The sequence below is a fragment of the Myxococcus sp. AS-1-15 genome (assembly GCF_020037055.1).
GTDB lineage: Bacteria > Myxococcota > Myxococcia > Myxococcales > Myxococcaceae > Myxococcus > Myxococcus fulvus.
The window spans coordinates 263474-283095 of record NZ_JAIQDF010000007.1; the positions used below are offsets into that span (position 1 = coordinate 263474).

Consider the following 19622-nt stretch of genomic DNA (forward strand, 5'->3'; position numbering starts at 1 on the left):
ACCCCTGAGAGGGAATGCCACCAGCGTCAGGGGCGAGGCAGTCCGCTGTCCTCCCGGTATGACAGCGAAAAGACGGAGGCGCCCAGCTGGGCCAGGCCAGCGGGGGCATCCAGCGGCGCCAGCCGGACCTCCACGAACACCAGACGTCCCTCGTGCTGGGCACGCACGGCCTCCGCCAGCACCGGCGCCAGTTGCTCGGGCTTCTCGATGAGCAGGGTCAGCGCTTGCCCCGGCGTCCCCAGCGCATCGCAGATGGCCGGGTAGTTCCACTTCGGGATGTCATTGTAGACGGACCGCGGACCGACGATGAGGCGCTCCACGGTGTAGCCCGCGTTGTTGAGGAGGAACACCAGCGGCTTGAGCTTCAGGTGCAGCAACGTGGACAGCTCTTGCGCCGTCATCAGGAACGAGCCGTCCCCGATGAAGAGCAGCTGACGCCGCTCCGGGGCCGCCAGGCTGGTGCCCAGCACCGCAGGCAGCGTGTAACCGATGGAGCACCACAGCGGCTGGGCCACCCAGCTCGCTCCCCGTGGCAGCTGCGCGGAGGCGAAGCCCACCATGGGGCTGCCCGCCTCGACGACGAGCACATCCTCCGGCTCCAGCAGCGCGGACAGCGCGGGCCACAGCTGCGCGTGCGTCAGGGGCCCCTCGCTCCTCGCCGCCGGGGCCGCTGGCCTGGAGGCCGCCTGGGACCGGAGTCGCAGCGAGCGGGGCACGAAGTCCTGCCGCTTCCGGCTGCCCACCGCCTCGCGCAACGCCTCCAGCACCTCGCCCAGCACCAGCCCGCTGTACAGCGAGGGCAGCCACGGAGACTCCGCCCGCCCCAACGCCGCCGTGGTGGACTGAAGGTCCACGAACCGCGAGGGCTCCAGCCGCTGGGTGAAGGAGTGCGTGTTGAGGTCCATGAAGCGCGTGGACAGGCCCACCACGCAGTCGGCCCCGTCCACCCACTCCCGCACGTACGGGTCCGACAGCCGCCCCCCGTAGAAGCCCAGGAAGGCCCCGTGAGCTTCGTCGAGGAGGCCTCGCCCCGAACCCAGCGACGCGATGGGCATCCCCGCGGACTCCGCCAGCGCCGCCACCTGGGGCTCCAGCCCGAAGCGCTGGGCGTCGCTGTCCACCAGCAGCACGCTGCGCCGTGCCCCTCGCAGCCGGGGCACCAGCTCCTCCAGCAGCGCGCGCAGGCTGGCCCTGTCACTGACAGCCGCCTCCCGCTCGAGCGGCGCCTCTGGCGCGGGCACCTGCTGGAAGCACACGTCGGTGGGGAGCTGGAGGTACACGGGCCGCCGCTCACGCAGGCACGTGCGCAGCACCCGGTCGATCTCCATCGCCGCGTTGGCCTGTGTCAGCACCGCCCGCGCCGCGGTGAACGGCGCGATGCTGGCGAGCGTATTGCCATACTCACCGTCCCCCAGCGTGTGGTGTATCCAGCTGCGCCGCTGCATATGGGACAACGGTGGTGCCCCGGTGATGGCCACCACCGGCACCCGCTCCGCATATGCGCCCGCCAGCCCGTTGACGGCGCTCAGTTCGCCCACGCCATACGCCGTCGCGAGCGCGGCAATGCCTTTCAATCGCGCATACCCATCCGCGGCATAGGCGGCGTTGAGCTCGTTGCAGCACCCCACCCAGGTCAGCCCGGGTTGTTTCAACAGCTGCTCCAGCATCCCCAGGTTGAAGTCTCCGGGCACGCCGAAGACATGACGGACTCCCAGCTCCTGGAGACGGAGCCACAGATAATCCCCCACGGAAACCGTCTTCTCCTGGACCTTGGCACAAGTAAGGCTCACGGCGACTCCCCCGCATGCGGACCTCTCCGGGCGGCGACAACCGCCCCGGGCCGGCACGCAAGCAATTACACCGAGTGCCTCACAGCACAATCCAAACACAACCAGACCCCCTCGCCCGTCGGCTTCCCCTCAGTCCGAGCGGCGACTCACGGGAGGTTGGCATGTCTGTCCAGGGTTCGAACAACTCGCGGGCCACCGGAATCCCCGCAGACGCGTGACGCCTGCGGGGCCCGCGAGTCCCGTCCTGCGGGGCACGTCAGGGATAGCGGGGCACGCTCGGCTCGGGCTCCGGCAGCGGAATGAACTCCGACTCACCGGGGACCTGACCGATGCGCTGGGCCGTCCAGTCCTCCTTCGCCTGCTCGATGCGCTCCTTCGAGCTGGAGACGAAGTTCCACCAGATGTGCCGGGGCCCATCCATCGGCTCGCCGCCGAAGAGCAGCAGCCTGGAGCGCGTGGTCCCGCCGCCCCGCGCCACCACCTCCTTGCCCGGACGCAGCACCAGGAGCTGACCGGGGCCGAAGCTCTCGCCGCCCACCTCCACCTGTCCCTCGGCGACGAAGAGGCCGCGCTCCTCGTGCACCGCGGGCACGGGAATCCGCGCCCCCGCGTCCAGCTTCACGTCCGCGTAGAAGAGCGCCGACTGCGTCGTCACCGGCGAGCGCGCACCGGCCAGCTCCCCCGCGATGAGCTTGAGCTCGACGCCACCATCCTGCACGACGGGCAGCGCCTCCGACGGCGTATGGACGAACGAAGGCGCGTCCTCCTCGTGCTTGCCGGGCAGCGCCACCCAGAACTGGATGCCGAACATGCGGTTGGACGCGACCCGCAGCTCCGGAGGCGTACGCTCCGAGTGGACGATTCCGCGCCCGGCCACCATCCAGTTCACCGCGCCGGGGCGGATGCGCTGCACCACGCCCAGCGAGTCGCGGTGGAGCACCTCGCCCTCGAACAGGTACGTCACCGTGGCCAGGCCGATGTGCGGATGGGGCCGCACGTCCAGCCCCTTGCCGGCCTGGAGCACCGCGGGGCCCATCTGGTCCATGAAGATGAACGGGCCCACCATCCGCCGCCGCGACGACGGCAGCGCGCGGCGCACCTCGAAGCCGTCTCCCAGATCCCGGGTGCGTGGGACGATGACGGTCTCCAGCAGGGAGTCAGGCTCCGCGTCGACAAAGGGTTCCTCGGGCATCTTCCAGGCCATCCGCTCACACTCCTGTCAAGGTCCTGCGCGTCCACACATGCCATGGGTCGGTCCGGACGCTCCAGTCCCAACCACCCGCCCCCTTCGCGACTCAACGAATGGCGTCTGTCAAGCGCGGCCCGCCCGCGTGTCAAACCTTCACGCGTCGTGATGTCAGCATTTACGTCACGGTGCGGAACCACGGAAGATTGCCCATTCCCACCCGGCCGTCACTCCCCTGTCGGAGGGAGGGAAGCGTCACCCATCCCCTGGAGCGCATCATCGTGAAAGCCTCGTGTACGGCTGTTCGAGCTGGTGCCGTAAGAAGCGTCGTCGCGCTGTTGTTGGTGGCGGGAGTCGTGGTGGGCCCCCGAGCCCAGGCCTCGTCCTTCACGCTGTTCGAGAGCGGGCAGGTGCGGCCGCTCGCGCTGTCCCCCGATGGCAAGCTGCTCTTCGCCGTCAACACGCCGGACAACCGGCTGGAGATCTTCCGCGTCGCGAACAACGGCCTCACCCACCGAGGCTCGGTGCCCGTGGGCCTGGAGCCCGTGGCGGTGGCCGCGCGGACGAACGACGAGGTCTGGGTCGTCAACCACCTGTCGGACAGCGTGAGCGTGGTGCGCGTGGACGCGGACGGACAGGGCGGCGTGGTGACGCGCACGCTGCTCGTGGGCGACGAGCCCCGGGACCTGGTCTTCGCCGGTCCTGGACGTCGGCGCGCGTTCATCACCGCTGCGCACCGCGGCCAGAACGCGCCGTTCGACCCGAAGCTCACCACGCCGGGCATCGGCCGCGCGGACGTGTGGGTGTTCGACTCGGAGCAGCTGGGGTCCACGCTGGGCGGCACGCCGCTCACCATCGTCTCCCTGTTCGCGGACACGCCCCGGGCGCTGGCGGTGACGCCGGACGGCTCGCGGGTGTACGCGGCGGCCTTCCACTCCGGCAACCGCACCACGGTGATGCATGAGCTGGCGGTGCCGGACGGCGGCGAGGCCGTGGGCGGAGTCCCCGGCCCCAACACCAACTTCGCGGGCGTCCGCGCCCCGGAGGTCGGGGTCCTGCTCAAGCACAACGGCCAGGACTGGGTGGACGTGCTGAACCGCTCCTGGACGTCGTCGGTGCGCTTCTCGCTGCCGGACAAGGACGTCTTCACCCTCAACGCCAACGCCAACCCGCCCGCGCCCATCCACGGCCCCGGGAGCGTGTACTCGGGCGTGGGCACCATCCTGTTCAACATGGCCGTCAACCCGGTCAACGGGAAGGTGTACGTCAGCAACACCGAGGCGCGCAACGACCTGCGCTTCGAAGGGCCGGGCACCTTCGCGGGCAGCTCGCTGCGCGGCCACCTGCACGAGAGCCGCATCACCGTGCTCGGAAACTCGAGCGTGACGGCGCGCCACCTCAACAAGCACATCGACTACGACGTGTGCTGCGCGCCCACGCCCAACGCGGAGAGTGAGAAGAGCCTGGCGCAGCCGCTGGGCATGGCGGTGACGGCGGACGGCTCGACGCTGTTCGTGGCGGCGTTCGGCTCGTCGAAGCTGGGCGTCTACTCCACGGCCGCGCTGGAGAACGGGACGTTCGTGCCGAGCACGGCGAATCAAATCCTCCTCTCCGGCGGCGGGCCCACGGGCATGGTGCTGGACGAGGCCCGGCGGCGCATCTACGTGCTGACGCGCTTCGACAACGCCATCTCCGTCATCAACACGACGACGCGCCAGGAGATCGCGCACCTGCCCATGTACAACCCGGAGCCCGCGAGCGTCGTCGAAGGCCGGCCCTTCCTCTACGACGCGCGGCTGAGCTCCAGCCATGGTGACTCGTCGTGCGGCAGCTGCCACATCTTCGGCGACTTCGACAGCCTGGCGTGGGACCTGGGCAACCCGGACGGCGCGGTGAAGGCCAACCCGAGCCCCATCGTCCCCATCCTCCCGGAGTTCGGCGACGACCCGACGTTCGGCCAGTCCACCGCGTTCCATCCGCTCAAGGGCCCCATGGCGACGCAGAGCCTGCGCGGCATGGCGAACCAGGGCCCCATGCACTGGCGAGGCGACCGCAACGGCGGCTTCGACGCGGCCACCGCGCAACCCAACTCGGGCTCCCATGACGAGGCGGCGGCCTTCAAGCAGTTCAACCCGGCCTTCGTGGACCTGCTGGGCCGCGACACGACGCTCACGCCGGCGCAGATGCAGAAGTTCACCGACTTCGTGCTCCAGGTCGTCTATCCGCCCAACCCCATCCGCCACCTGGACAACTCGCTGACGCCCGCGCAGGCGGCGGGGCGGGACTTCTTCCTGAACACGACGACGTTCTTCCACGGCTCCTGCGGCGCGTGCCACGTCATCGACCCGGAGGCGAACCCGTCCGAGGGTGCGTTCAAGGGCTTCTTCGGCACGGCGGGCCAGTCCTCCTTCGACGTGGAGCCGCAGTTCCCGAAGGTGCCGCACCTGCGCAACGCGTACCAGAAGGTGGGCATGTTCGGCGCGCCGTTCGTCAGCGGCAACTCTCCCATCGACCCCTTCCTGGGAGACCAGGTCCGGGGCTTCGGCTTCCTGAGCGACGGCAGCGTCCCCACGCTGCTCACCTTCAACAGCGGCTTCGACTTCCACCCCATCTTCAACTCCGTGGGCATCCCGAACACGCCCGAGGGCCACAGGGCGAAGCTGAACATGGAGCAGTTCATGCTCGCGTTCGACACGAACCTGGCGCCCATCGTCGGGCAGCAGGTGACGCTGACGGCCGCGCGCGCGGCCGTGGCGGGGCCGCGCATCGACCTGCTGCTGGCGCGCGCCAACGCGGGCGAGTGTGACCTGGTGGCCAAGGGCCGGGTGGGCTCGCACGAGGTGGGCCTGCTCTACGTGGGAGGTGGGAAGTTCACGTCGGACCGGCAGGCCCTGCCGGCGGTGACGGATGCGACGGTGCGTACGGCCACCACCGCGAGCGGCGGCGTGTTGACGTACACCTGCGTGCCACTCGGCTCGGGCACGCGCATCGGCATCGACCGGGACCTCGACGGCGCGCGGGACGGGGACGAGCGCGCGGCCGGGACGAATCCAGCGGACCCGACGAGTCACCCGTGAGAACAACGGCCTGAAACACAACTCAGTTTCAGATCCGCCTCACCAGGGCGGGGAGGGCCAGCCAATCTTGCGTCTGTCTGGCCAGGCCTCCTAGATATGTCTCACGCGTGACGCCCTGTCCCATCGGCTGCCGTGTCGCACGCGGCAGCCACCGTCTCTCATCTCCTGGGGGCGACGCGTTGACATGCTCGACGCCCCCTCCTTGTCGACCCTCCCGCAGGATTCCGCTCCGGCCAGCATCGCGGAGGCCTTCGAAGCCCAGGTCGCCCTGCGGCCCCAGTCGCTGGCGCTCACCAGTGACGGCGTGAGCCTGACGTACGCGGAGCTGGAGCGGCGGGCCAATCAGCTCGCGTGGCGGCTGCGCGCCGAGGGCGTCGGACGCGAGAACCCCCGGGTGGGCGTCTGCCTGCCGCGCTCGGCGGAGCTGCTCGTCTCGCTCCTGGCCATCCTCAAGGCCGGTGGCGCCTACGTACCGCTCGACCCGGACTACCCCTCCGAGCGCCTGGCGCTCATGGCCCAGGACGCGGACGTTCGGGTCATCATCACGCGCACGTCGCTGCTGCCGCGCCTGCCCTCGGAGGGCGTGCGCCTGTGTCTGGATGTCCTCGGCGACGCGCTGGCCGTGCTCCCCCACCATCCTCCCGCGCGGGACGTGTGCCCGGATGACCTGGCGTATGTCGTCTTCACCTCGGGCTCCACGGGCAGGCCCAAGGGCGTCTGCGTGCCGCATCGCGGAGTGCTGCGGTTGGTGCTGGGGGCCAACTATGTCGACGTGACGCCCCAGGACGTACTGCTGCAGCTGGCGCCCGTCGCCTTCGATGCGTCGACGTTCGAAATCTGGGGGTCGCTGCTCAACGGGGCGCGGCTGGCGGTGTTCACCCAGGGCGCCGCGGGACTGGATGAGCTGGGGCCGTTCCTCGAAGCGCAGGGTGTGACGATTGTCTGGATGACCACGGGCTTGTTCCACCAGCTGGTGGAGCTGGGGTTGCCCGGCACGGCGAAGGTGCGCGAGCTGCTCACGGGAGGCGAGGTCCTCTCCGTGCCCCATGCGCGCAAGGCCCTGGCGCAGCTTCCCCACGTGCGCCTGGTCAACTTCTACGGGCCCACGGAGAACACGACCTTCACCAGCTTCCACCCCATGCGAGGCGCGCTGGCGGAGGAGGACTCCACGGCCGTGGCCATCGGCCGGTCCATCTCGGGGACCCGGATGTACGTGCTGGACGAGTCGCTCCGCGCCGTCCCAGACGGAGACGTGGGAGAGCTGTACACGGGAGGATGCGGGCTCGCGTGGGGCTACTGGCAGCGCGCGGACCTGACGGGTGAGCGCTTCCTGCCGGACCCATGGAGCCACACGCCTGGAGGTCGCATGTACCGCACGGGAGACCTCGCCCGTGTGCGTCCGGATGGCGCGGTGGAGTTCATCGGGCGACGCGACCACCAGGTGAAGCTGCGAGGCTTCCGCATCGAGCTGGGCGAGGTGGAGAGCGCGCTGCGCCAGCACACGGGGGTGACGGAGGCGCTCGCGTTCGTTCGCGAGGACTCGCCCGGTGACAGGCGGCTGGTCGCGTATGTCGTCGCGAGGGCTTCGTCGTCGGAGCTGCGGGAGCACGTCCAGCGCCAGCTCCCCGGGCACATGGTCCCATCCGCCATCGTGGTGATGGAGGCGCTGCCGCTCACCCCCAATGGCAAGGTGGACCGCGCGCGGCTGCCCGCGCCCCAGGCGGCCTCGGAGCTCGTCGCGCCGGAGACAGGGCTCGAGCAGACCGTCGCGCGCATCTGGGCGGAGGTGCTGGGGATGGACGCGGTGAGCGCCACCGCGAACTTCTTCGACCTGGGAGGCCACTCACTGCTCGCGACCCAGGCGGTCACCCGCATGCGCGAGGCGACGCGGCGGCACATCCCCCTGCGTGCCCTCTTCGACCAGCCCGTCCTGCGCGAGCTGTGCGCGGGCCTCGAGGAGGCTCCGTCGGACAACGAGGATGAAGGCCTCATCCCACGTGCCGTGGGTGCCGAGCGTCGAGTCCCTTCGTTCGCCCAGCAGCGACTGTGGTTCCTCGACCGATGGATGCCGGGCAGCGCGGTCTACTCGCTCCCGATGGCGTTCCAGGTGGACGGGCCACTCGAGGCCTCCCTGCTGGAGCAGAGCCTGCGGGTCCTGGTGGCCCGGCACGAATCCCTGCGCACGTGCTTCCCCGGCGAAGGAGCGCCCGAGCAAGTGGTCCTGGAGTCATGGTCCATCACATTGGAGCGGCGGTCCGCTGCGTCCCTGGAGGAGGCGCGAGGACGGGTGCAGGCGGAGGCGGAACGACCCTTCGACCTGGCCCGAGGTCCGCTCTTTCGAGCGATGCTCGTGACGTGGGCCGAGCAGCGACACCTGTTGTTGCTCAACCTGCACCACATCATCTCCGACGGTTGGTCCTTCGGAGTGCTCTTCCGGGAGCTGTCCACCGAGTACGCCGCGCGAGTCGGGGGCACGCCCCCGGTGCTGCCTCCGCTCTCCATCCAGTACGCCGACTACTCATCGTGGCAGCGGGTGCGGCTCGCGGGTGAGGCCCTCGCGACGCGGCAGACGTTCTGGAAGCGACTGCTGGACGGTGTGCCTCACGTCCTCGCGCTGCCCACCGATTTCCCTCGCCCGCCACATCAACGCATCGAGGGCGCGCTCCACCGCTTCTCGCTTCCGCTGCCGCTGGTCGAGGCCCTCGAAGGACTCGCGCAGGATGAAGGCGCCACGCTCTTCATGGCCTTGCTGGCTACCTTCCAGGTTCTCCTCTCCCGTTACTCCGGCCAGCTCGAGTTCCTCGTCGGCTCGCCCATCGCCAATCGCACGCGGCCCCAGCTCGAATCGCTCATCGGCTTCTTCGTCAACACGCTCCCCCTCCCCGCTCGCCTCTCCGGCAACCCGTCCTTCCGCGACGTCCTCCATCGCACCCGTGACGCGTGCCTCGGCGCCTACGCACATCAGGAGCATCCCTTCGAGCGGCTCGTCGACGAGCTCCAAGTCGAACGGGAGCCGGGACGCAGCCCGCTGGTCCAGGTGCTGTTCGCGCTCCAGAACGCACCGGGGGGACAGCTTCGCCTTCCAGGTGTCCAGGTCGCGCCGCTGGAGGTGGACACCGGCACGGCGCGCTTCGAGCTCTTCCTCTCGGTGGAGCCCTCGTCCAACGGATGGCGAGGCACCCTCGAGTACTCCACCGCGTTGTTCTCCGAGCCCACCGTCGCGCGGATGGCGGAGCACTTCGTCCGGCTCGCCGAGACCTTCGTCCGTGCGCCGGAACATGCCTGCGCCCGGGCTTCGTTGCTCTCCGAGGATGAGCAGCAACGGTGGTTGGTCGAGTGGAACGACACGACGCGCGCGTACCCGTCGCAGACACCGCTCGGAGCGCTCTTCGACGCGCAGGTGGCGCGCAACCCCGACGCCGTGGCCGTGCGGCACGGAGTGTCCGAGCTGACATATGCCCAGCTCGATGCCCGCGCCAATGCGCTCGCCCGGGTGCTGCGCGCGCGAGGCGTCGACCGTCGGAGTCCGCAGGTCGGCGTGTGCCTGCCCCGGTCCGCGGACCTCATCGTCGCGTTCCTGGCGACCATCAAGGCGGGCGGGGCCTACGTCCCGCTCGACCCGGAGCACCCCACCGAACGGCTGGCCTTCATGGCCCACGACGCACGCCTCACGGCCCTCGTCTCCCATGGCGCGTTGAGTGAGCGGCTGCCCGAGGGTCCGTGGCGCACGGTGAAGCTCGACACGTTGGAGTGCACCGAGGCCACGCCGCTGCCGACCGACAGCACCGCGGAGGACCTGGCCCACATCATCTACACCTCGGGCTCCACGGGGCGCCCCAAGGGCGTCTGCATTCCACATCGAGGCGTCGTGCGCATGGCGCTGGACCCGGACCAGGTCCGCCTGGGGCCCGACGACCGGGTGGCCCAGGTCACCACCGTGACGTTCGACCTCTCCACGTTGGAGATCTGGGGCGCGCTGCTCAACGGGGCCACGCTGGTCATCATCGACAAGGACGAGCTCATCCAGCCCTCGGTCTTCGCTCGCCGGCTGAGGGAGGAGCGCATCTCCGCGCTCGTCGTGGCCACCGCCATCTTCCACCACACTGCGCGCGTGCACCCGGATGCGTTCTCCGGCCTGCGCTGGATCATCTTCGGTGGCGAGGCCGCGGATGCCACGTGTCTCCAGAGCGTGCTGACGCATGGCGCCCCTGGTGCGCTCGTGAACGGGTATGGCCCCACCGAGAACAGCACCTACAGCACGTGGTATCGGGCGCGGCCATCCTCGGAGCTCTCGGTGCCCATCGGGCGACCTGTGTCCAACAGCACGGCCTATGTCCTGGACGCCCACGGGCAACCCGTCCCCGTCGGTGTCACCGGTGAGCTGCATGTCGGTGGTGACGGCCTCGCGTGGGGTTACTGGGACAGGCCCGACCTCACCGCGGAGCGCTTCGTTCCCCATCCGTTCTCCTCGGTGCCGGGGGCTCGGCTCTATCGCACGGGAGACCTCGTCCGACTCCGCCAGGATGGAGAGCTGGAGTTCATCGGCCGCGCCGACAACCAGGTGAAGCTGCGCGGCTTCCGCATCGAGCTGGGCGAGATTGAAGCCGCGCTGCGTGCGCATCCCGAGGTCCGTGACGCCGCCGTCCTCGTCCGGGAGGACACTCCGGGGGACAGACGCCTCGTGGCCTATGCCGTGACGCAGGTGGCGGGGACCCGGCTTCGCGAGGAGCTGGGACGCCGACTCCCCAGCTACATGGTCCCCTCGACGGTCGTCGTCCTCGACTCGCTTCCGCTGACGCCCAACGGGAAGGTGGACCGACGCGCGCTTCCGCCTCCGATCCTCGGCCTGCTCGACGCCGAGGACTTCGTCGCGCCTCGCACGGAGCTGGAGTCGCGACTCGTCGACATCTGGAGCACGGTGCTGTCCTTGGAGCGCGTCAGTGTCACCGCGAGCTTCTTCGACCTCGGTGGGCATTCACTGCTCGCGACCCAGGTCGTCTCGCGCATCCAGGACACGCTCGGTGTCCACGTCCCCGTCCGAGCCCTCTTCGAGTCACCCACCATCGAGTCCCTGGCGCGCGTGCTGGAGCAACTCCTCGGCGAACCCCAGCCCACCGGGTCCACGCTCATTCCCACGGTGAGCCGGGACTCGGCGCTGCCCCTGTCGTTCGCGCAAGAGCGACTCTGGTTCTTCAGCCAGCTCCATGACCAGAAGGGCGTCTACAACATGCCCTTCGGGCTGAGACTCGAAGGTGAGCTCGATGTCCCTGCGCTACGTGAGCGTCTTCGAGCCGTCGTCCTTCGTCACGAGTCTCTGCGCACGCGCTTTCCTGGGGGCAGCACTCCCACGCAGGTCATCTCCGACGACATGGAGCTCGACTGGCGGGTCGTCGACCTGACCTCGTCTCCTGACGACCTCCAGGAGTGCCTCCAACGCGAGGCCGCGGCGCCGTTCGACCTCGAGAAGGGTCCGCTCTTCCGCGCTCGCCTCTTCCGCCTGGCTCCCCAGCGCCACGTCCTCCTCCTCAACCTCCACCACATCATCTCCGACGGCTGGTCCTTCGGCGTCCTCTACCGCGAGCTCTCCTCCCCCTCGCTGCCTCCCCTCTCCCTCCAGTACGCCGACTTCTCCTCCTGGCAGCGCTCCCTCCTCTCCGGCGACCTCCTCTCCTCCCAGCTCTCCTTCTGGACTCGTCTCCTCGACGGCGTCCCCCACCTCCTCTCGCTGCCCACCGACTTCCCTCGCCCCTCCCTCCAGCGCTTCGACGGCGCTCTCCACCGCTTCTCCCTCCCCCTCTCCCTCCGCTCCTCTCTCGACTCCCTCGCTCGTCACCACGGCGCCTCCCTCTTCATGGCGCTCCTCTCCTCCTTCCAGGTTCTCCTCTCCCGCTACTCCGGCCAGCTCGACTTCCTCGTCGGCTCTCCCATCGCCAATCGCACTCGCCCCCAGCTCGAATCCCTCATCGGCTTCTTCGTCAACACGCTCCCCCTCCCCGCTCGCCTCTCCGGCAACCCTTCCTTCCTCGACGTCCTCCTCCGCACCCGCGACGTCTGCCTCTCCGCCTACTCCCACCAGGAGCTTCCCTTCGAGAAGCTCGTCGATGAGCTCCGCGTCGAGCGCTCCCTCTCTCATGGCCCTCTCCTTCAGGTCATGTTCGCTCTCCAGAACGCGCCCGGTGTCCCGCCCACCTTGCCGGGCGTCACGGTCGAGCACCTCGAGCTGCATCCCGGGACGTCGAAGTTCGACCTCACGCTCTTCGTCGAGGAGACGCCGCACGGACTGAACGGCGTCTTCGAGTACGCCACGGCGCTGTTCTCGCCGGACACCGTGGCGCGGATGGCCGAGCATCTCCAGAACCTGATGGAGCAGGTCGCGCGAAACCCTCACGCGCCCATCCACTCTCTCGACGTGCTCTCCGCGAAGGAGCGCGCTCGGTGGCTCGTCGAGTGGAATGACACGGCCCGCGCCTTCCCGGCCGGTGCGTCCATCATCGACCTGTTCGCGGAGCAGGTGTCCCTGCGTCCCCACGCCATCGCCGTGCGGCACGGGTCGACGAGCCTCACCTATGGAGAACTCGACGCTCGCGCCAATCGTCTCGCGCGACGCCTGCGTGGCCAGGGGGTGAGCCGTGCGCGTCCTCAGGTCGGCGTCTGCCTGCCTCGCACGCCCGAACTGGTCGTCACGCTGCTCGCCATCCTCAAGGCCGGTGGCGCCTACGTGCCGCTCGACCCGGACTATCCCTCCGAGCGACTCGACTTCATGGTCCGTGACGCTCGGGTCGTCGCCATCGTGAGCCTCGACGCGCTCCGCTCGACGTTCTCCTCGGACATCACGGTGCTGAGTCTCGAGTCACCTGCCGAGGAACCGACGAGGTCCGATGAGAGCGCGCTTCCTCGTGAGAGCACGTCAGAGGACCTGGCGCACATCATCTACACCTCGGGCTCCACGGGCCTTCCCAAGGGCGTCTGCATTCCCCATCGCGGCGTGGTGCGCATGGTCCGCGAGGCCGACCACATCCGGCTCGGCCCTGACGACCGCGTTGGACAGGCCGCGACCATCGCCTTCGATGCCTCCACCTTCGAGGTATGGGCTCCGCTGCTCAATGGCTCGACGCTCGTCATCCTGGACAAGGACGAGGTCCTCGACCCGGTGCTGCTCAACCGCCGCCTCCAGGACGAGCGAATCACCACCCTCTTCCTCACCACCGCGCTGTTCAACCTCGTCGCGCGCTCCCAGCCGGAAGTCTTCAAGGGTCTGCGATGGCTGGGGTTCGGCGGAGAGGCCGCGGACCCGTCCTGTGTGAACGACGTGCTCACCCATGGCGCCCCCGGGCAGCTCGCAAACTTCTACGGCCCGACGGAGAACAGCACCTACAGCACCTGGTATCCGGTGCGTCAGCGACAGGAGCACGCGGTTCCCATCGGTCGCCCCGTGTCCAACAGCACGGCCTACGTCCTGGATGCCCACGGGCAACCCGTTCCCCTGGGCGTCACCGGCGAGCTGCATGTCGGTGGCGAGGGGCTCGCGTGGGGCTATTGGAACAGACCCGACCTCACCGCCGAGCGCTTCGTTCCGCATCCGGACTCCTCGGTTCCAGGGGCTCGGCTCTATCGAACCGGGGACCTCGTCCGACTCCGCCAGGACGGTGAGCTGGAGTTCGTCGGCCGCGCCGACAACCAGGTGAAGCTGCGCGGCTTCCGCATCGAGCTGGGTGAGATTGAAGCCGCGCTGCGTGCACATCCCGAGGTCCGCGACGCCGCGGTCCTCGTCCGCGAGGACTCTCCTGGAGACAGACGCCTCGTGGCCTACGCCGCGACCTCCACGACCGCGACAGCACTTCGTGAGCACCTGCGGAGCCAGCTCCCGGCTCACATGGTGCCGTCGGCCTTCGTTGTGCTCGATGCGCTACCCCTGACACCGAACGGCAAGGTCGACCGACGCGCACTCCCGGCCCCGGAGGGAGGCACCGTCGAGGACTTCGTGGCGCCTCGCACCGGGCTGGAGGTGGCGTTGGCGGCCATCTGGTCCTCGGTCCTCCAGCTCGAACAGCTCAGTGTCACGGCGAACTTCTTCGAGCTGGGCGGGCACTCCCTGCTCGCCACACAGGTCGTCTCCCGTGCGCGGGAATCGCTCGGTGTCACCGTTCCCGTGAAGCTGCTCTTCGAGGCGCCGACGCTCGAACGGTTCGCGCGTGCCGTGGAGAAGCTCCTCGGAACCTCGCCCTCGGTACAAGACGCCGGGCTCATTCCCCGGAGGACTCGGGACACGGCGCCTCCGCTCTCCTTCGCGCAGGAGCGACTCTGGTTTCTCAGCCAGCTCCACGAGCAACAGGGCGTCTACAACATGCCCTTCGCGCTCCGACTGGACGGCGAGCTCGATGCCGAGGCGCTCCGCGCGCGCCTCCAGCGCCTCGTGGACCGACACGAGTCTCTTCGCACGACCTTCCCAGGCCACGGTGCTCCCCTCCAGCACATCCAGGAATCAGCACAGCTGTCCTGGGAGCGATTCGACCTCTCCGCCCTGGAATCGCCCGATGAGGAGGCCACGCGACGCGTGCGACTCGAAGCCGCGGCGCCGTTCGACCTCGAGAAGGGTCCGCTCTTCCGCGCTCGCCTCTTCCGCCTGGCTCCCCAGCGCCACGTCCTCCTCCTCAACCTCCACCACATCATCTCCGACGGCTGGTCCTTCGGCGTCCTCTACCGCGAGCTCTCCTCCCCCTCGCTGCCTCCCCTCTCCCTCCAGTACGCCGACTTCTCCTCCTGGCAGCGCTCCCTCCTCTCCGGCGACCTCCTCTCCTCCCAGCTCTCCTTCTGGACTCGTCTCCTCGACGGCGTCCCCCACCTCCTCTCGCTGCCCACCGACTTCCCTCGCCCCTCCCTCCAGCGCTTCGACGGCGCTCTCCACCGCTTCTCCCTCCCCCTCTCCCTCCGCTCCTCTCTCGACTCCCTCGCTCGTCACCACGGCGCCTCCCTCTTCATGGCGCTCCTCTCCTCCTTCCAGGTTCTCCTCTCCCGCTACTCCGGCCAGCTCGACTTCCTCGTCGGCTCTCCCATCGCCAATCGCACTCGCCCCCAGCTCGAATCCCTCATCGGCTTCTTCGTCAACACGCTCCCCCTCCCCGCTCGCCTCTCCGGCAACCCTTCCTTCCTCGACGTCCTCCTCCGCACCCGCGACGTCTGCCTCTCCGCCTACTCCCACCAGGAGCTTCCCTTCGAGAAGCTCGTCGATGAGCTCCGCGTCGAGCGCTCCCTCTCTCATGGCCCTCTCCTCCAGGTCATGTTCGCTCTCCAGAACGCGCCCACCGGTCAGCTTCAACTCCCGGGCCTCACGGTGGACGCGGTGGAGCTGCATCCCGGGACGTCGAAGTTCGACCTCACGCTCTCCCTGGAGGAGTCCGCGGATGGGCTCGTGGGCGTCTTCGAGTACGCCACGGCCCTGTTCTCACCCGCGACCATCGAGCGCATGGCGCGGCATCTCCGCGCGCTGATGGAGCATGTGGTCCGGCATCCCCATGCCTCCATCCACGCGTTCGACCTGCTCTCCGCACAAGAGAGACAGCAATGGCTCGTCGAGTGGAACGACACCGCTCGCGACTACCCGGCTGAGCGTTCCATCGTCGACCTGTTCGAGGCCCAGGCCACCCGACGGCCCGAGGCCATCGCCCTCCAGCATGGCACCACGGTGCTCACGTACGCGGCGCTGGAACGACAGGCCAACCAGCTCGCGCACCTGCTTCGTGCCCAGGGCGTGATCCGTGCACTGCCTCGGGTCGGCGTGTGCCTGCCCCGCTCGCCTCGGCTGGTGGTCACGCTGCTCGCCATCCTCAAGGCCGGTGGTGCCTACGTGCCGCTCGACCCGGACTATCCCTCCGAACGGCTGGAGTTGATGGCCCGGGACGCGCAGGTCCAGTGCATCGTCACGCAGACCTCGCTCGTGTCCCGCGTGCCGAAGGGCATCGCCGCACCGCTGTGCATCGACGCCCTCTCCCTCACCGACGAGGAAGCGACGGACCGACCCACACGCGACACCGGACCGGACGACCTGGCCTACGTCACGTACACCTCGGGCTCCACGGGCCGGCCCAAAGGGGTCTGCATCCCCCACCGCGCCGTCCTCCGGCTCGTCCTGGGCTCCGACTACGTCCAGCTCGGACCGGACGACCGCGTCGGCCAGGCCGCCACCATCGCCTTCGACGCCTCCACCTTCGAGCTCTGGGGCGCGCTGCTCAATGGCGCGACGCTCGTCATCCTGGACAAGGACGACGTCATCGACCCGACCATGCTCTCCCGCCGGCTGCGCGAGGAGCGCATCACCGCGCTGTTCCTCACCACCGCGCTCTTCAACCTCGTCGCACGCACGGAGCCCTCGGCCTTCTGCGACCTGCGCTTCCTCCTCTTCGGTGGGGAGAACGCCGACCTCGCGTGCGTCAACCGGGTCCTCTCCGCCGGCGCGCCTCAAAGGCTCCTCCACGTCTACGGTCCCACGGAGAACACCACGTTCAGCTCCTGGCACCCCGTGAGCACGCCGCAGGAACACTCCGTTCCCATCGGGCGGCCCATCGCCAACAGCACCGCCTACGTCCTCGATGCCCACCTGAGGCCCGTGCCCACGGGCGTCACGGGCGAGCTGTATGTCGGCGGCGACGGGCTCGCGTGGGGCTATTGGGACAGAGCCGACCTCACCGCCGAGCGCTTCGTCCCGCATCCGTTCTCGACGACGCCCGGCGCGCGGCTGTACCGCACCGGAGACCTCGTCCGGCTTCGCCATGACGGCGCGCTGGACTTCATCGGCCGGACCGACAACCAGGTGAAGCTGCGCGGCTTCCGCATCGAGCTGGGCGAAGTCGAGGCCGCGCTGCGCGCCCATCCCGAAGTCCGTGACGCCATCGCCCTCGTCCGCGAGGACATCCCCGGCGACCGGCGCCTCGTCGGCTACGTCGCGAGTGAGCCGGAACTGGCGCCTCGCGCGCTCCGCGACTTCCTCCAGGGCTGCTTGCCACCGCACATGGTCCCCTCGGACTTCGTGGTGCTGCCCGCGCTGCCACTCACCGCCAATGGCAAGGTCGACCATCGCGTCCTGCCTCGTCCCACCGCGTCCGCCGACGATTCGACGCGCGTGGCGCCGGGCTCGCCCCTCGAGGAAGCGCTCACAGCGCTGTGGGCGCAGGTGCTGGGCCGCGAGGTCCGCGACGTGACGGCGAGCTTCTTCGACCTGGGTGGGCACTCATTGCTCGCCGCGCAGCTCGTCGCGAAGCTGTCCGAGCGCTTCGGCTTCAAGGTCCCGCTGCAGGTCCTCTTCCAGAGCCCCACGGTGGCGGCGCTCGCCGCGTGGCTCGAGGAGCAACGCGCGCCCGTGGCCTCCACCACGAAGGCGCCGTCACTGCCCGACGGCGTCGTCCTCCTCCAACGAGGACGTGACGACCGCCTGCCGCCGCTGCTGTGCATGCACCCGATTGGCGGCACGGTGTTCTGCTATCAGGAGCTGGTCCGGGCACTCGGTCCCGAGCGCTCCGTCTACGGCTTCCAGGCGCCCGGCGTGAACGGAGAATGCGAGCCCCTCCAGACCGTCGAGCAGCTCGCCTCCGTCCACCTGAACGCGCTGCTCCAGCTGCGCCCCGAGCCGCCCTACTACCTGGTGGGCCTCTCCATGGGCGGCACCATCGTCTACGAGATGGCGCAGCGGCTGCGGCGGCTCGGCGTCCCTCCCGAGCTGCTCGTCTTCCTCGACACGCCGGGCCCGGGGCAGCTCCCCACGCGCTTCGAGGATGACGCGGAGCTGCTCGCGGCCATCTTCGGGGACTCGTCACCCGCGCTCATCACCTTGCTGCGCGGACTGGAGCCGCAGGCACAGATGCTCGAGGTGCTGCGTCGCGCGCGGGATGGCGCCACGGTGCCGGAGTCGTTCTCCCTGGTGGACCTGCAGATCTTCCTCTCCGTCTGGAAGGCGCACATGCGCGCGCTGTTCAGCTACGAGCCCGGCCCCACCGAGGGCCGCGCCATCTATCTGCGCGCCCAGGAGTACACCCCGCCCCATCCGCTCCATCCCGAGCGCCCATGGCAGGAGCTGGTGCGCGGCGGGCTGGAGCTCATCGGCGTCCCCGGAAACCACCAGACGATGATCGAACCGCCGCACGTCACGACGATGGCGCGACACCTGAATGACCTCATGCGCCGACTCGAGCAGCGCGAGGATTCCAGGCAAACAGGGAGCGGATGCCCGAGGCATTGACGTCCTCCAGGCCCCGGGCGAGAACCCATCCATGGCTGATCCTGATTGGAAGCGACTCCAGGAGCTCAATGGCGGTGACGCCATCTGGTACTCGGACCCGCAGCTCGATGTGAAGGATGAGCTCTGGCTCTACTCGGAGGGCGGTGAGCTGCGCGTCTCGAGCGCCGGGAGGCTCTACAAGCGGGACCCGAAGGCGGAGAAGTTCTCCGCGCCCGTGACGGCGCGGCACGTGTTGTATCGGGGAGGCTGGCTCCTCTACGTCGATATCTCGGTGCGCGGGGACAAGGCCCAGGTTCGCCGTGGCACGTTGAACGGGCACCACCACGTCGCGCTCGTCGACGCCTCCGAGGTCGAGGACCTGCTGGCTCGCTACCGCAAGCTGGGCTTCCGTGACGGCAACGCCTGGAACCCGAACTCGAAGAAGGTGCTCGAGCGCCAGTACCTCAAGGGTGGGAAGCAGTACTGGTCCATCCATGTCGATGGGAACCACACGCTCGAGGATCGCCAGGAGAAGGCGCACGAGAGCTGGGAGGCGGCCGTCGCCTACGCGGAGAAGCGCGTCCGCGCGAAGGAGAAGGAGGGCTTCGTGCAGTACAACCAGGAGCTCTGGAAAGCGAAGTACCCCAATCCGGAGCCCAAGCCCGTGAAGGGCGCGCCCAGGAAGCCCTCGCGGCCCAAGGGCACGAAGTTCCCGAAGCCCCAGGACGCCTTCGAGGCCGTGGACCTCGCCGTGGCGATGCTCAAGGACCTCCATGAGCGAATCCCCTCGGGGCACTTCATCGCGGAGCTGGTCGACGCGAAGAAGGACAAGCAGCGCATCGCGTCCGCCGAGGAACATGTGTCGTTCTTCGTGCGCTTCCACAAGCCGCGCATCGGGCAGTGGTTGAAGGCCAGGCCGCTCAAGCCCAGGAAGAAGGAGTCGAGCTGGGATTACTTCCTGCGCGTCTACGGCTCCATCACGTGGATCATCTCCGCGAACGCCGACGAGGACCTGCCGTGCTTCCACGCCGGCAACGTCACCGGTGGTGGCTGGAGCTGCATGGAGATCGCCGACGACGTCTACGACATCAACGATCTGGTGGAGGCCTCGGGCAATGAGGCGCTGGAGGACCTCCAGCCCTTCCATGGCGGCTGGCATGTCGACCGGTCCTTCGCCTTCGACAACCGCTCCGTGAACGCCGCCGGGGAGCGGGCCATCGTCGCGTTCGACGAGAGCATCACCGACCTGCCGAAGAAGACGCCCGTCGGCCGCATCCAGCCGTTCGGGTCGTGGCTGCACAAGCGCGTCTCCCTGCTGACGAGCATCGCGGAGAGCAACCTGAGCGAGCTGCTGTAGGGCC

At 69.1% G+C, this 19622-nt stretch carries 5 protein-coding genes; 3 read left to right on the top strand and 2 right to left on the bottom strand.

Annotation, left to right across the window (positions count from 1 at the left end; genetic code table 11):
- Positions 1–26: 26 nt before the first annotated feature.
- Together K8625_RS20835 and K8625_RS20840 are read right to left on the bottom strand one after the other, a co-directional pair.
- Entirely contained in the window at positions 27–1790 is a 1764-nt protein-coding gene (locus K8625_RS20835) for a thiamine pyrophosphate-binding protein (RefSeq protein WP_223783682.1), read from the bottom strand.
- Between the two features lie 256 nt (positions 1791–2046).
- On the bottom strand, positions 2047–2994 hold the full coding sequence (locus tag K8625_RS20840) for a pirin family protein (protein WP_223783683.1): 948 nt from the start codon (positions 2992–2994) through the stop codon (positions 2047–2049).
- A gap of 263 nt (positions 2995–3257) precedes the next feature.
- Here K8625_RS20840 and K8625_RS20845 point away from each other — a divergent pair, with 263 nt between their 5' ends.
- The 3 genes from K8625_RS20845 to K8625_RS20855 all read left to right on the top strand — a co-directional run bounded on the left by K8625_RS20845 (position 3258) and on the right by K8625_RS20855 (position 19618).
- Complete coding sequence (locus K8625_RS20845; RefSeq protein ID WP_223783684.1) at positions 3258–6053, top strand: hypothetical protein; 2796 nt, start codon at positions 3258–3260, stop codon at positions 6051–6053.
- Between the two features lie 202 nt (positions 6054–6255).
- Positions 6256–18282 carry a non-ribosomal peptide synthetase gene (locus tag K8625_RS20850; RefSeq protein ID WP_223783685.1) on the top strand — a complete coding sequence of 4009 codons (12027 nt, stop codon included), beginning with the start codon at positions 6256–6258 and terminating at the stop codon, positions 18280–18282.
- 31 nt (positions 18283–18313) lie between these two features.
- Positions 18314–19618 carry a hypothetical protein gene (locus K8625_RS20855; RefSeq protein ID WP_223783686.1) on the top strand — a complete coding sequence of 435 codons (1305 nt, stop codon included), beginning with the start codon at positions 18314–18316 and terminating at the stop codon, positions 19616–19618.
- Positions 19619–19622: the final 4 nt, after the last annotated feature.